We start from the raw sequence: 14,444 nt of genomic DNA, 5'->3' as shown, positions 1-14,444 counted from the left end.
CTTTACAATTAATCAGAATTTTTTTGCCTGTACGGCAGGAACCTTTGCGTAATCTTCTGCTATCGACATAACAAGCCGGTGCGAGAGATGAGAAAGCAGGTCACGGTGGCAGTCATGGCAGCTTTGGCTGCCGGGGGCGTGTGGTGGTATCAGGGCAAGCAGAAAAGTGCCGAGGCAGAGCAGGGGCGGCCCAAGCGCAGTAGCGTGGTCAGCGTGGCCGAGGTCAAGCCCAACCGGCTGCCCGTCATTCTGACGGCTAATGGGACCGTCACCGCGCAAGACCGCGTCGAGGTGCGACCCGAGGTGTCCGGCGTGATTGCACGGGTGCTGGTGCAGGAAGGCGCGCGTGTGCGGCCGGGTGATGTGCTGGTGCAGCTGGATGATGCGGCCGAACAGGCACAGCTGGCACGGGTACGCGCCCAACTGGCCAGCGACAGCGCCCAGCTGAAAAGCGCACAGGCTGACCTTGCCCGCAATCGCGCGCTGGTAGCGCAGCAATTCATCTCGCAAAGCGCACTCGATGGCCAGCAGGCCAAGGTAGACAGCCTCATCGCCGCGCTGGCGGCCGACCGTGCCCAGATCGAGGCGGCGCAGGTCAGCCTGCGGCAAAAACAGGTGCGTGCGCGTATTGCCGGCCAGATTGGTGCGCTGGCGCTGTCGCCGGGTATGCAGGTCAGCGCTGCGATGGCCACGCCGCTGTTGACCATTACCCGTCTTGATACCCTCAATGTGAATTTCAATCTGCCCGAGCGCCAGCTGGATGCGGTGCGGCGCGCGCAGCAGCAAGGCCCGCTGAAAGTGATTGCACGCAGTGGTGATGGCCCGCGCCAGTGCCACAGCGGCGAGCTGGGCTTCATCGACAGCACGGTTGATAGCGCCAGCGGCAATGTGCTGCTGAAGGCACGTTTTGACAATGCCGCTGCCGGCATGTGGCCCGGCCAGTATGTGAGCGTGGCCTTGCAGGCCGGCCGCTATCAGGATGCGACCACCTTGCCGGTGGCCGGGGTGCAGAGCGGGCCGGATGGCCAGTTTGCCTATGTGGTCGATGCCGCCAGCAAGGCGCAGCGCGTGCCCTTGACCCTGCTGGCGGTGCAGAACGAGCAAGCCATCGTGCGTGGCCTGCAGGCCGGGCTGAAAGTAGTGGTCAATGGCGGCCAGAACATCCGTCCGGGCGAAACGGTACAGGTGTTCACGCCGAAAGCGCGCACAGCCAGTGCAGCGGCTGGCGAGGTACCATCGGCACGCAATGCCAGCGAGGCCCAAGCTGACAGGGTTGGCCGCAAGGATGCCAGCGCGCCGGCTTCTGGCCGTAGCGGTGGCCGCGGCAAGGCGATGCAGAATCTGGCCGAATGCCCGCCGCTGCCGGCAGGCACGGACAAGGCTGACAGCGCCGGGCGCAAGCCGCGCACAGCGGCCGACAGCAGTGCCGCCGCCGGCGAAGCACCGGCCAGCCGCAAGCGTGGCGACGGTCAGGGTGAATGGCGTCGCAAACAGCAGGCTAGCGGAGCACAGTGATGAATATTTCCGAACTGTGCATACGCCGGCCGGTGATGACGATCCTGCTGTGCCTGTCGCTGATTGTCGGCGGCCTGCTGGCACTGGGCCGTATCCCGATTGCCGCCCTGCCTAGCTACGAAACGCCGACCATCAATGTCTCGGCCAACCTGTCCGGTGCCAGCCCCGAAACCATGGCAACCTCGGTGGCCACGCCGCTGGAAAAGCAGTTTGCAACCATTCCGGGTGTGGCGGTCATCAGCTCGCGCAGCAGTCAGGGCAGTACCTCGATCACGCTGGAGTTCGTGCCCGGCCGTGATCTCGATGGCGCGGCGCTGGATGTGCAGGCAGCCTTGCTGCGGGCGCAGCGCAGCCTGCCATCCGAGATGACCAGCCTGCCCAGCTATCGCAAGGTGAATCCGGCCGATGCGCCGGTGCTGCTGCTGGCAATCAACTCGCCCTCGCTATCGCTGACCCAGCTGAATGACTACGCCGACAATATCGTGTCGCCGGTGCTGTCCACCATCAATGGCGTGGCACAGGTGCAGATTTTCGGCCAGAAACGTTACGCGGTGCGGGTGAAGGTAGACCCGCAAAAGCTGATTGCGCGCAATCTGGGGCTGGATGACATCAGCACCGCGATGCGTGCGGCCAACGTCAACGGCCCCCTGGGGACGCTGGAAGGCCCTAACCAGCTGATGGTGATCCAGTCCGACAGCCAGAGCAAAAACGCCGCCGACTTCGCGCAGCTGGTAGTTGGCCGGACGGCCAGCGGCACGCCGGTACGCCTGTCGGAAGTGGCAACGGTGGAAGACAGCATCGAAAACCTCAAGACCGGCAGCTGGGTGAATGGCGAGCGTTCCATCGTGCTGGCGGTGATGCGCCAGTCCGACGCCAATACCGTGGCGGTGGTTGACGCCATCAAGACTGCCTTGCCACGGCTGACGGCGCAGCTGCCAGGCTCGATCCGCCTGACGCCGCTGTCTGACCGCTCCGAGTCCATCCGCGAGGCGGTGCACGATGTGAACCTGACCATGCTGCTGACGGTGGCGCTGGTGATCATGGTGATTTTCATGTTCCTGCAGCGCATGACCGCCACACTGATTCCGGCGGTGACGCTGCCGATCTCGCTGATCGGCACGCTGGGGCTGATGTATCTCTTGGGTTACTCGATCGACAATATCTCGCTGCTGGGCCTGACGCTGGCAGTCGGGCTGGTGGTCGATGATGCGATCGTGGTGCTGGAAAACATCGTGCGCTACATCGAGGACGGTGACAGCCCGTGGCAGGCGGCGCTGAAAGGCTCGCGTGAGATTACCTTCACCATCATCAGCATCTCGCTGTCGCTGGTGGCGATCTTCATCCCGATTTTCTATATGGATGGCGTGATCGGGCTGCTGTTCCATGAATTCGCCGTGGTGGTGTCGCTGGCGATTCTGGTGTCGGCGGTGGTGTCGCTGACGTTGATTCCGCTGATGGCTTCACGTTTTTTGAAGGCGGGCGAAGGCCATCATGCCACCGGCCACGGCGCGATCGGCCGCGCTTTCGAGCGTGGTTTTGACGCGGTACTGGCCGCTTACGAGCGCACGCTGGACGCCGCGCTGCATTACCGGCGGCTGACGCTGCTGGCGGCGCTGTCAACCGTGGTGCTGTCGGCGTGGATGTTCGTGGCCATTCCCAAGGGGTTTTTCCCGGTTGAAGACACCGGTCAGCTCAGTATCAACACCAGCGTGGCGCAGGATGTGTCTTACGACAGGCTGGTGGCGCTGCATCAGCGCGCCGCCGACATCGTGCAGAAAAGCCCGCATGTGAAGGATGTCACCTCGTCGATCGGCAATGGCGACGGGCGCATGTTTGTCACCCTCAAGCCGCGCGGCCAACGTGGCGCGATTGGCGAGGTGGTTGATGACTTGCGCAAGGAGCTGCGCCGCGCCAACGGCCTGACCGTGTCGGTGAATCCGGTACAAAACCTGCGCCTCGGTGGCCGCAGCAGTGCCAGCCGTTACCAGTACGTGCTGCAGAGTGTCGATTCGGCCAGCTTGTACGACTGGGGCGAAAAAATGGAACGCGTGATGCGCAAAGACACGCTGTTCCAGGACGTGAACAGCGACGCGCAGCGCAAGGGCTTGCAGGCCGAGCTGGTGATAGATCGCGAGCGTGCCGCCCAGGCCGGCGTCAGTATGCAGTCGGCGCGCTCGGCCGTATATTCGGCCTTCGGTCAGCAGCAAGTGGCCACCATTTACACCTCGACCGACAACTTTCCGGTATTGCTGATGCTGGATGATGCCTACCGCGTCAACGAGTTCGACCTTGCGCGGCTGTATGTGCGCGGCGCGGCCAACCAGCTGGTGCCGCTGTCCAGCGTTGCCAGCATCCGCCGCACGGTGGGGCCGGTGTCGATCAGTCATCAGGGCCAGCTGCCGGCGGTGACGCTGTCGTTCAACCTGCCGGCCGGCACGCCGCTGGGCGAGGTGGATCAGCATCTGAAGGCGATCCAGCAGGAAATCGGCCTGCCCGATACCGTGCTGACCAGCTATGCCGGCGATGCGGCGGCCTTTGCCGAGTCGCAAAGCAGTCAGGCGACACTGTTTATCGTGGCGCTGCTGGTGATTTATGTGCTACTGGGTGTGCTGTACGAGAGCTTCATCCATCCGCTGACCATTCTGGCCGGTTTGCCGTCGGCAGCGATGGGGGCGCTCGGGGCGCTGATGCTGATGGGGCAGGATCTGTCCATCATCGCCGGCATCGGCATCCTGATGCTGATCGGCATCGTGAAGAAAAACGCCATCATGATGATCGACTTCGCGCTCGATGCGCAGCGCGAACAAGGCATGCCGCCCGAGCAGGCGATCCGTACTGCCTGCCTGCTGCGTTTGCGTCCTATCCTGATGACCACGCTGGCGGCGATGATGGGGGCGCTGCCACTGGCACTCGCACTGGGGGCCGGTGCCGAGTTGCGCCAGCCGCTGGGTGTGGCCGTGGTTGGCGGCCTGTTATTCTCGCAGCTGGTCACGCTTTACATCACGCCGGTGCTGTATCTGTGGTTTGACGGTCTGGGCCGCAAGAAGCCGGCGGTGGCTTGAGCCGACAGCCGTGCCATGCAAAAAGGTTGGCCGCAAAATCTGCGGCCAACCTTTTTTCTTGTGCTGTGCCGGGTGGTCGGCCGCGTTTTATTTCAGCGTGTATTCACACAGCCAGAAATTGTCTAGCTCACGATAACTGATGTCATCGCCAAAAGCGGCCAGCAAGGCCTGCATTTCGCCAGCAGTCGGGAAGTTTTTCAGCACGCGGTGGCTGCTGCCGTCTTTCAGCGGGCGCTGCTGGTAGGTATTGCCGTGCGCATCGGTTTCGGACAGCGGAAAGTCACGCAGCTGGGCGTGGTTGTTGTCGATCAGGATCACGCGCGCGCCAGTGTTCAGGCAGCGATGCAAACCTTGCAGAAAAGTGTGACGCGCCTCGATAGGCACATGCGAAAACCACAGGCCGGCAAAGGCAGCATCAAAACCGCCAAGCGTGACGGGCAGGCGGTAAGCATCCGCCTGCATGAAATCCACCGCAGCCACGCCGGGGCGCTGTCGTGCCAGCGCCAGCGGTTCGGCGGTCAGGTCACAAGCCGTCATGCGCGTGGCGGCCGGCGCAAGATATTGCGTCCAGTAGCCGGTGCCGCAGGCAATTTCCAGTATCTGCCGGCCTTGCAGGCGCGCCGGCAGATAGTCACGCAGCCAGGCGATATCAGTCTGCCGCTCGGGCTTCAGATACACATCATCGTAATAGCTGGCGCGCTGCGCATAGTACTGCTGCATCTCGGCCGAGGCGTGGCTCATGCGGTTTCTCCGGTTGTGTTGACGGCCTCAGTGTGGCTGTCTTTCCTCACGCAGTATGCACCTGATTTTCCAGAGCAGGCCATGCACCAACAGCAGGCCACCGCCGACGAAGGCCAGATAGTCGATATAGTCGGGATTTTCGGCAGTCAGTCTGCGGATCGCGGCGGCCAACAGGCCAAGCCCCAGCGACATGCCAAGGCCGGCAAGTGTGTTGATCAGCCCGGTGCTTTTGCTGGCGACCGTGGTTGTGGGGGCGGCGGTTTGCTGCTGTGTTTGCATGGTGTTTTTTTCGCGGGGAATGGTTGTGACGGGCTCAGCGTGGGGCGGCCAGACAGCCTTGCGCCAGTTGCAGGGCGGCATCACGCGCGCGTGCGTAGTCGCTGTACTGGCGGAAGTCTTTCTGATTCAGCAAGTGCAGGGTAATCACGCGGTTGTCGGCCAGATCCAGCATCGTGTGGTAGCCCGGCAGGCCACTTTTCAGCGTGTCATGGTCGAGTGACAGCGTTTCGACATGGCCATTGATGTCGGCGCGCAGGCCGTTATTGCCGTCCGGACGTTTTTCGGCGTGCGACTGCATGGCCAGGCGCAGCTTGGCGCGGTCGGCTTCGGCCTGGGCCGGGTCGGAAATTTCGATTTTCAGATTGATGAAGGGCTGGCAGTTGGCGGTGGCAAGGATCAGCCGGCGGCCGGCCAGCACGCTGATATTTTGTGTGCCCTTGTAACTGGCAACTGGCCGAAATTTGTCGGCAGATTGCCGTGGTGTACTTTCTGTCAGCGTGAATGGCCCGCTGCTCAGGCACTGTACGGTTTGTTGCAGCAGTGCTTCGCTGCTGGTGGCCAGAGACAGTAGTGGCAAGCCGGCCAGCAGCAAGGCGCTAAAGCGGGTAAGCAAAGGCATGGTTTTTGGAGATGATGCGCAGTTGTGATGATCAGTGACATTAACATTTCAATAAAACTATGCCAAATGACATATTGCGCTGCCGCCGGGAGGTGGACTTGCTGCTTGCTATATTCTGATTGGTGATAAACAAGCCAATCTTTATTGTTATTTGATTTTATGGATGATGGTTAGACTGCGCGGCAGCTGTCGCGAGAGCAGGCAGCAGTTTCAAGCGACCGGCCCCGGCAGAGGGCTGGCCTTACCAGTAGTTTGCAGCCTGAACAGGAAACCACATGAGTAATCTCTCCATAGGCATGAGCCTCAGCCAGCCGGCTACCGGTGTGCTCGATATGATAGGCAACACCCCCTTGTTGCGGGTGCGGCATCTGGATACCGGCCCTTGCGAGCTGTATCTGAAACTGGAAAATCAGAATCCTGGCGGCTCGATCAAGGATAGGGTCGCCTTGTCGATGATTGCCGCCGCCGAGCGCGATGGCCGTCTGCAGCCGGGAGGCACCATTGTCGAGGCGACCGCCGGCAATACCGGTCTCGGTCTGGCGCTGGTGGCGGCGCAAAAGGGCTATCGCCTGATTCTGGTAGTGCCGGACAAGATGAGCCGCGAGAAGGTACTGCATCTGCAGGCACTCGGTGCCGAAGTCGTGCTGACACGCTCGGATGTCGGCAAGGGCGATCCCGATTATTACCAGGACCGTGCTGCGCGGCTGGCCGCCGGCTTGCCCGGCGCGTTCTATATCGATCAATTCAATAATGCGGCCAACCCGCTGGCGCACGAGCAGGGCACCGGCCCCGAAATCTGGGCGCAGATGGATCATGCGGTCGATGCCATCGTGGTAGGCGTTGGCTCCAGCGGCACCCTCAGCGGTCTGAGCCGTTATTTTGACAAGGTGTCACCGGCCACGACTTTTGTGCTGGCGGATCCGGTCGGCTCGATTCTGGCCGATCACATCGAACATGGCCATTTTGGCCAGGCGGGCAGCTGGCTGGTGGAGGGCATAGGCGAGGATTTCATCCCGCCGCTGGCCGATTTCGCCAAGGTTGGCCGCAGCTATCGCATCAGCGATCGCGAGAGCTTCGACAGCGCCCGTGATTTGCTGCGTCACGAAGGCATTCTGGCCGGCTCGTCCAGTGGCACCTTGCTGGCGGCGGCGCTGAAATATTGCCGTGCACAGACCACGCGCCAGCGGGTGGTGACCTTTGTCTGCGATAGCGGCAACAAGTATCTGTCCAAGATGTACAACGACTTCTGGCTGTTTGATCAGGGCCTGCACAAGCCGCCCGAAGTCGGTGACATCACCGATCTGATTGCCCGCCAGCATGCGCGCGGCCATAGCGTGGTGTGCCTGCCGGACGAGCCGCTTACCGTGGTGTATCAACGCATGCGTCTGCACGATGTGTCGCAATTGCCGGTGATAGATGGCGAGCGCGTGATTGGCCTGATCGACGAGTGGGACTTGCTGATGTCGGTACATGGCGAGCCGGAAAACTTCCACCAGCCGGTTTACACCGCGATGACGCGCAATGTCGAAACCTTGTCGCCGCGTGCCTCGTTGCAGGATCTGTTGCAGGTTTTCAATAACGGCCATATCGCCATTATCAGTGACGGTCGCCGCTATCTGGGCCTGATTACCCAGAGTGATCTGCTGACTTACTGGCGGCAGCGAGTTGGCGCGGCCTGAGTGCCCATAACAAGCCTGGCCGCAAGGCTTGCGGCCAACATCGAACAAAGAAGGAAAGCCCGATGACTACCGATTTTCATACCTTGTCCATCACCGCCGGCCTGCATGACGATGCTTTTGGCGCGGTGATTCCACCGATTTATGCGACGTCGACTTATCGCCAGTATGCGCCGGGCGAGCATAGCGGCTACGTGTATTCCCGTTCACAAAACCCGACGCGCGAGGCGCTGGAGCGTGCAGTGGCCGAGCTGGAAAACGGCGCGCGCGGCTATGCCTTCGGCTCAGGCCTTGCCGCCATTGCCACCGTGCTGGATCTGCTGCCGGCCGGCAGCCATATCGTGGCGATTGATGATCTGTACGGCGGCTCTATCCGCCTGTTCGACCGCGTGCGGGCCGAGTCGGCCGGCCTGAGTGTCAGCTATGTGTCGCCGGATGATCTGGACGCGCTGGAGGCGGCGATCCGTCCCGAGACGCGGTTGCTGTGGGTGGAGACACCGTCCAACCCGCTGAACCGCTTGGCCGATCTGGCGGCGCTGGGTGACTTGGCGCGGCGACGTGGCCTGATTGCGGTGGCGGACAATACCTTTGCTTCGCCGGTGATTCACCGGCCGCTCGATTACGGCTTCGATATCGTGCTGCATTCGGCCACCAAATATCTGAATGGTCATTCGGATGTGATTGCCGGTGTGGCCGTGGTGGCGAAGGACAAGCCGGAGCTGGCCGACAAGCTGGCCTATCTGCATAACGCTACCGGCGCGATTCTGGACCCGTTCAGCAGTTTTCTGGTGTTGCGCGGCATCCGTACGCTGGCCTTGCGTATCGAGCAGCACAGCCGTAATGCGCTGGCGATTGCGCGCTGGCTGGAGCAGCAGCCGCAGGTAGAGGGCGTGCTGTATCCGGGGCTGGAGAGCCATCCGCAGCACGAGCTGGCCCGCAGCCAGATGAAACACTACGGCGGGGTGGTGTCCTTCTATCTGCAGGGCGATGCGGCCAACGTCAAACGTGTGCTGGGCAAAAGCAAGCTGTTTACCCTGGCCGAGAGCCTTGGCGGCGTGGAAAGCCTGGTGTGCGTGCCAGCAGTGATGACCCATGCAGCGGTGCCACAGGCGCGGCGCGAGGCCATCGGCATCAGTGACAACCTGATCCGCCTTTCGGTTGGGATAGAGTCGGCCGAGGCGCTCATTGCCGATCTGGCGCAGGCACTGGCCTGAGCCATCACTCTGCGACGAGGCTCGGCCGGCCTAGCCACCATGAATCACGGCATCCGGAATTTCGATCCGGATGTCGCCCAGCGTGATGCTGGTGTTGTCTTGCTGGCGCTCGCTGCGCAGCAGCTGATTGTCGGCAAAGGGCTGGCCGTGGCGAAAGCGGATGATTTGCTGGCGGCCATCCGGCAAGGTGATGAACACCTCGCCGCTGCCGTCAGCCTTGCCGCTGCGCTTGACACCAAACGTGCACTGTAAGGCAGTTGCCTGTGTCAGGGGCTGGCAGGCCAGACTGCCGGTGGCATGGTAGGGCGTGCCGGCTACCAGCGCATCGTGACTGTGACTGCTGTATGGCTTGTCGGCCAGTTTCAGCTGCAGGCTGAAGCTGGCGCTTTCATGACGGCGCGCCGCGGCGCGCATCAGGTAGACGCGGATGCGGTAATCACCGCTTTGCGTGAGTTGACCCTGATAGTGCGCGCCCTCGCTTGAGCCGATGAAGAGCGCCTGATACTGCTCGCCCGGCGGCAGCAGGTTGAAATAGTTGGCCGCATGATTGCTGGCGAGGCGGATATCCAGCAGTTGGCCGGCACGGGCATTAAACAGGTAATCAATGTAGTGATCGCCCTTGATGCGCGCCTTGAGCACCGCCGGCTGGCCGGTTTGCACTGCTACGGTGCGGGTGTCAGCGAGAGGCAAGGGTGCGGCGTGGCTGTACAGGCTTAGCGACAGGCAAAGAGCGGCAAAACTGCGCGACAGGCTGGTGTGCATGATGACATTCCACAGGATGGCTGCTTTGCAGTATGCCGCCGATTGAGGGTCACGATAAAACCGGCGGTGGTATTGGCAGAATGAGAAACGCCGAGCTGGCAGTGTGCTGGCGCGGCGTTTTGCTGGAGGCGACTGATATCAGCCGCCGGTCATCGACATGAAGCGTACGATGCGTGAGGGTTTTTCGGTGAATTCGTGACGTTCCGGCTTGAGCTCGATGGCAGCGCGAATTGCGGCTTCCAGCTCGGCGTCGGTACAGCCGGCGCGCAGAAGCGGACGCAGCTCGAAGCTTTCTTCCTGACCCAGACACATATACAGCGTGCCATCTACCGACAAGCGCACGCGATTGCAGCTGGCACAGAAATGCTGTGAAATCGGGGTAATCAGGCCGAGGGTAAAACGGCCATCCGGCGTGCGCCAGTAGCGTGCCGGGCCACCGCCCAAGGGCAGGTCGGAAGCTTGCAGCTCAAAACGTGGCTGCAGCTTGGCCAGCAGCTGTTGCAGATCAAGACCGGCAGTGTGCTGGCCGGTGCTGCCCATCGGCATCGCCTCGATCAGGCGCAGGATAAAACCATGCTCGATACAGAAGGCCACCATGGCTTCGATATCACCATCGTTGACGCCCTGAATCGGCACCATATTGATCTTGATGCTGTCAAAGCCGGCGGCACTGGCACTGGCGAGGCCAGCCAGTACCTTGTCGAGGCTGTCGCTGCCGGTAATCTTGCTGACGCAGTCGCGGCGCAGCGAATCCAGACTCACATTGATGCGGCGTACACCGGCGGCCTTGAGGTTGGCCGCATATTGCGCCAGCTGGGTGGCATTGGTGCTCAGTGACAGGTCTTCGACACCGGGCAGGGCGGACAGTCTTGCGGCCAACGTTGTCAGGTTGCGGCGCAGCAGCGGTTCGCCACCGGTCAGGCGGAAACGACGGGTGCCAAGCCGGGCAAATGCCGCGACCACGCGCTCCATCTCGTCAAATGTCAACCAGTTCTCCGGCTCTTCAAAGCCCTTGAACCCTTTCGGAATACAGTAGCTGCAGCGCAGATCACAGCGATCTGTCACCGAAATGCGCAGGTAATCGATACTGCGTCCGAAACGATCTGACAACATGATGTTTCCTTATTTGTCCGCAAACCGGGAATGCTTCATTTTACTCGCCTCGCCAACTGGCAAAGCGGGTTTTGGGGTTACACCGGCTATCTCTTTGGGGTTAAGCGCGCGGCGACACGGGTAAGTCGTGGTCACCACGCGCTGTCTTACAGTGGCTGCGCGAGTCAGTGCAAAAATCAACGCAAATTGCGTGCCATTACTGTGCCGGGTGCAGCAGAAGCGGATTGAAGCCGATGCGGCCATAGCCTTGCTCGGCGGCCAACATGTCCAGCGACAGGCTGGCCAGATCATCGGCCAGCGGTTCGATGGCGGCATCTCCGAGTGCCGAGAACTGCTTGAGCGCGCCATGGCACTCGTCACAGCATTCCAGCTCGTAACGATGACGCACCGCCTCGCTGTCACCCTTGCTTGGCAAGGCTGCGCCCAGATTGGCCAGGCTGCGGTATTGCAGGTTTTTGCTGTTGCCGCAATTCAGACAGAACAGGCGGCTGAGCGGCCACTCGCTGGCACACAGCGCACAGCAGGCAAAACGCACGGCATGGCCTTGTTCGTTCTGGCGCAGTACGGTGGCAACAGCCGGGCCGCCACAGCAGGGGCAATGCTGGCTCTGGCTGTCGCCATGTTCGGCGAGTTGTTGCTGGCTGGCGGCCAGCTTTTTCAGCTGGATGGCTGCACCAAGCAGGGGCAGGCCGGGCAAGAGTGCGGCATTGTCCGGGGTCTGGCCGGCAGTTAGCTCGCCTGCCAGTGTCTGCAGCGAGAATTCATCCAGCTGCAGCAGATAATGCACGGCGTCGCGGCTGGCGTGATTGAGCTGCTCGTCGCACTGCTTCAGCAGGCTGGCCAGCAGGGTGGACAGCGATTTGTGCAAGGGGCTGCTGTCTTCCAGCAGTTGTTGCTGGGCATCGGCGATCGTGGCGCAAAACTGCAGATAGTCACCAAGGCTGTGGCCGGCAGCGAGCTGGCGCAGACGTTGGCCGCGGCGCGCAAACTGCTGGGCAGCGGGGCGGCGCAGCTGGCGGCTGCCTTGTTGCTCGCCCGTGGCATCGGCCTGTTGCTTGATGAGTTCGGGAGTCAGAATCTGTGTCATGTCGGTGTGTCTCTTGTTATTCAGGCGGAGGTATGCAGACGGTCTGGCTGGCTGTAGATCACCATGCGGCCGGGGCGGGCAAAGCCGGCCAATAGTAGGCCGCTTTGCTGCGCCAGATCGACGGCATAGGCCGTCGGTGCCGAAACGGCGATTAGCGCCGGCACGCCGGCCATCACTGTCTTTTGCACCATCTCGTAGCTGGCGCGGCTGGAAACCAGCACAAAGCCCTCGGCCAGTTCGGCCTTGCGTGCTTGCAGTGCGCCAATGAGCTTGTCCAGCGCATTGTGGCGGCCAACGTCCTCGCGGGCCAGCAGGATGTCGCCATCGGCCGAGCAGAACGCCGCGCCGTGTGCCGCGCCGGTGGCCGCATGCAGCGGCTGCCAGTGTGGAAACTCGGCCAGCGCCCGCGCAATGGCCACCTGCTGCAGCACAGGGCGGCGGGCCAGCGCTGGCAAGGTCTGGCTGACGGCATCCAGGCTGTCCACGCCGCACAGGCCGCAGCCGGTGCGGCCGGCCAGATTGCGACGACGCTCTTTCAGTGCGGCAAAGCGCGCCGTCGCGATCTCCATGCGTACTTCGATGCCTTGCGCACTGCCGAAGATCTCGCAGTCATACAGCTCGCCCGCATGCTGCAGGATGCCCTCGCTGAGGCTGAAGCCCAGCGCGAAATCCTGCAGGTCTTGCGGACTGGCCAGCAGCACGGCATGCGAGATGCCGTTGTAGACCATGGCTACCGGAACTTCGCAAATCAGCTCGTCGAGGGTAGTGCCGCTATGCTGGCCGCCCAGGCGCAGCACAGGCAAAGCCTGGCTGGCCGGCAGCTGCACGATGTTTTCCGGCAGGGCGCAATCGCTCATTTTTCCTTGCCCGTCATTTCACGATACCAGCGTGGATGGTGCTTCTTCGCCCAGGCATGGGTAACCACACCTTCGACCATGGCACGGATGGTGCCCTTGACCCAGAAGGCGGCGTAGACATGCACGATGATGCTGGCAATCAGGCCGATGGCGGCGCAGGCGTGCAGCAGCAAGGCGATGCGGATCACCGGAATCGGGAAGTACAGCGCGAAGTAAGGCCGCCAGGCGATGAAGCCGCTGACCAGCAAGACCAGCATGCACAGGCACATGATCCAGAACATGGATTTCTGGCCACCGTTGTACTTGCCGATGTCACCGACCTCATGGCCTTGCATCACGGTTTTCACCGACTTCATCCACTTGATGTCTTCGCCATTGATCAGGTTGTGATGCCAGTAGCGGAAGAACTGCCGCAAGAAGGCAAGGAACATGATCACACCGACAAAGGGGTGAATGATGCGTGCCAGCTGTGGCGTGCCGAACACGCCGGTCAGCCAGAAGAAGGCCGGGTAGAAAAAGGCCAGGCCGGAGATGGCCAGCAAGATGAAGCAGACGGCGACAATCCAGTGATTGATACGCTCGGGCGCCGAATAGCGCTGGATCAGTTTCTCTTTCATGCCTTGTCCTCCTCTTTGCGGCCAACGTTGGCCGCAGTGTGGCTGTCGTCGTCTTCATCGGCGCGGTTCGGGCCGACAGTGATGTAGTGGAAGAAGCCGAACAGGCCGGCGGCGGCAATGCCCAGTGTTGCCAGTGGCTTGAGGATGCCTTTCCACAGTTTCACGGTGGTGCTGATGGCCGGGTCTTTCGGCAGGCCGGCGTACAGCTCCGGCTTGTCGGCGTGATGCAGTACATACATCACGTGGGTGCCGCCCACGCCTTCCGGATCGTACAGGCCGGCGTTTTCGTAGCCGCGCTCCTTGAGGTTGGCCACCCGCTGGGCGGCGTAGTCCTTCATATCGTCCTTGCTGCCGAAACGGATCGCGCCGGTCGGGCAGGTTTTGGCACAGGAAGGCTCGAGGCCGACAGCCACGCGGTCGGAACACAAGGAGCACTTGTAGGCCTTGTTGTCCTTCTTGCTGATGCGCGGCACATTGAACGGACAGCCAGAGACGCAATAGCCACAGCCGATGCAGTTTTCCTGATGGAAATCCACGATGCCGTTCTTGTACTGGATGATGGCACCCGGCGACGGGCAAGCCTTCAGACAGCCCGGGTCGCTGCAGTGCATGCAGCCATCCTTGCGGATCAGCCATTCCAGCTTGCCGTTTTCTTCGACTTCGCTGTAGCGCATCACCGTCCAGGCGCTGGAAGACAGATCGGTCGGGTTGTCGTAGACGCCGACGTTGCTGCCGACGTCTTCACGAATGTCGTTCCATTCGGAGCAGGACACCTGACAGGCTTTGCAGCCGATACAGGTGGTGACGTCGATCAGCTTGGCGACCTCGATAGGCTGGCGCTCGCCCGGTGGCGGGGTCGGACTGGCAGAGCGCTGTTTGATGTCCAGGGATTGCAGAGCCAT

General features: G+C 61.8%; 13 protein-coding genes. 4 read left to right on the top strand and 9 right to left on the bottom strand.

What is annotated here, in order from left to right; translation table 11 throughout:
* Positions 1-87 precede the first annotated feature (87 nt).
* Positions 88-1,515, top strand: coding sequence for an efflux RND transporter periplasmic adaptor subunit (locus ACZ9W6_RS00460; protein ID WP_465189080.1), 1,428 nt, complete (start codon positions 88-90; stop codon positions 1,513-1,515).
* Positions 1,515-4,577: an efflux RND transporter permease subunit gene (locus ACZ9W6_RS00455; RefSeq protein ID WP_465189079.1), complete on the top strand. Its 3,063-nt coding sequence runs from the start codon at positions 1,515-1,517 to the stop codon at positions 4,575-4,577. The genes ACZ9W6_RS00460 and ACZ9W6_RS00455 overlap by 1 nt, the downstream gene beginning before the upstream one ends.
* An 87-nt stretch (positions 4,578-4,664) precedes the next feature.
* Here the strand turns inward: ACZ9W6_RS00455 and ACZ9W6_RS00450 are convergent, their stop codons facing one another.
* From ACZ9W6_RS00450 to ACZ9W6_RS00440, 3 genes are read right to left on the bottom strand one after another with little or no spacing between them, the layout of a single operon-like run.
* Positions 4,665-5,318, bottom strand: a complete 654-nt coding sequence (locus ACZ9W6_RS00450) for a class I SAM-dependent methyltransferase (RefSeq protein WP_465189078.1) — start codon at positions 5,316-5,318, stop codon at positions 4,665-4,667.
* Between the two features lie 27 nt (positions 5,319-5,345).
* The gene (locus ACZ9W6_RS00445; protein WP_465189077.1) at positions 5,346-5,597 is read right to left on the bottom strand and encodes a hypothetical protein; all 252 of its coding nucleotides are present in this window, start codon (positions 5,595-5,597) and stop codon (positions 5,346-5,348) included.
* A gap of 34 nt (positions 5,598-5,631) precedes the next feature.
* On the bottom strand, positions 5,632-6,216 hold the full coding sequence (locus ACZ9W6_RS00440; RefSeq protein ID WP_465189076.1) for a hypothetical protein: 585 nt from the start codon (positions 6,214-6,216) through the stop codon (positions 5,632-5,634).
* 275 nt (positions 6,217-6,491) lie between these two features.
* On the opposite strand from ACZ9W6_RS00440, the gene ACZ9W6_RS00435 reads away from it, so the two are divergent.
* Both ACZ9W6_RS00435 and ACZ9W6_RS00430 read left to right on the top strand, forming a co-directional pair.
* Positions 6,492-7,895, top strand: coding sequence for a pyridoxal-phosphate dependent enzyme (locus tag ACZ9W6_RS00435; RefSeq protein ID WP_465189075.1), 1,404 nt, complete (start codon positions 6,492-6,494; stop codon positions 7,893-7,895).
* Between the two features lie 62 nt (positions 7,896-7,957).
* Positions 7,958-9,106 (top strand): trans-sulfuration enzyme family protein, encoded by a 1,149-nt coding sequence (locus tag ACZ9W6_RS00430; protein WP_465189074.1) that lies wholly within the window; start codon positions 7,958-7,960, stop codon positions 9,104-9,106.
* Between the two features lie 30 nt (positions 9,107-9,136).
* Here the strand turns inward: ACZ9W6_RS00430 and ACZ9W6_RS00425 are convergent, their stop codons facing one another.
* From ACZ9W6_RS00425 to fdxH, 6 genes are all read right to left on the bottom strand, one after another.
* Complete coding sequence (locus ACZ9W6_RS00425) at positions 9,137-9,868, bottom strand: hypothetical protein (RefSeq protein WP_465189073.1); 732 nt, start codon at positions 9,866-9,868, stop codon at positions 9,137-9,139.
* A 138-nt stretch (positions 9,869-10,006) separates the two neighbouring features.
* Positions 10,007-10,981, bottom strand: coding sequence for a GTP 3',8-cyclase MoaA (gene moaA / locus ACZ9W6_RS00420; protein ID WP_465189072.1), 975 nt, complete (start codon positions 10,979-10,981; stop codon positions 10,007-10,009).
* A gap of 196 nt (positions 10,982-11,177) precedes the next feature.
* Positions 11,178-12,068: a formate dehydrogenase accessory protein FdhE domain-containing protein gene (gene fdhE, locus ACZ9W6_RS00415; protein ID WP_465189071.1), complete on the bottom strand. Its 891-nt coding sequence runs from the start codon at positions 12,066-12,068 to the stop codon at positions 11,178-11,180.
* A 20-nt stretch (positions 12,069-12,088) separates the two neighbouring features.
* Entirely contained in the window at positions 12,089-12,925 is an 837-nt protein-coding gene (gene fdhD, locus ACZ9W6_RS00410) for a formate dehydrogenase accessory sulfurtransferase FdhD (RefSeq protein WP_465189070.1), read from the bottom strand.
* Complete coding sequence (locus tag ACZ9W6_RS00405; protein WP_465189069.1) at positions 12,922-13,542, bottom strand: formate dehydrogenase subunit gamma; 621 nt, start codon at positions 13,540-13,542, stop codon at positions 12,922-12,924. The genes fdhD and ACZ9W6_RS00405 overlap by 4 nt, the downstream gene beginning before the upstream one ends.
* On the bottom strand, positions 13,539-14,444 hold the full coding sequence (gene fdxH, locus ACZ9W6_RS00400; protein ID WP_465189068.1) for a formate dehydrogenase subunit beta: 906 nt from the start codon (positions 14,442-14,444) through the stop codon (positions 13,539-13,541). The genes ACZ9W6_RS00405 and fdxH overlap by 4 nt, the downstream gene beginning before the upstream one ends.

This window comes from Vogesella lacus, assembly GCF_979366295.1.
Note: the sequence above shows the minus strand (reverse complement) of the source record. Positions and strands in the feature narration are given on the sequence as shown.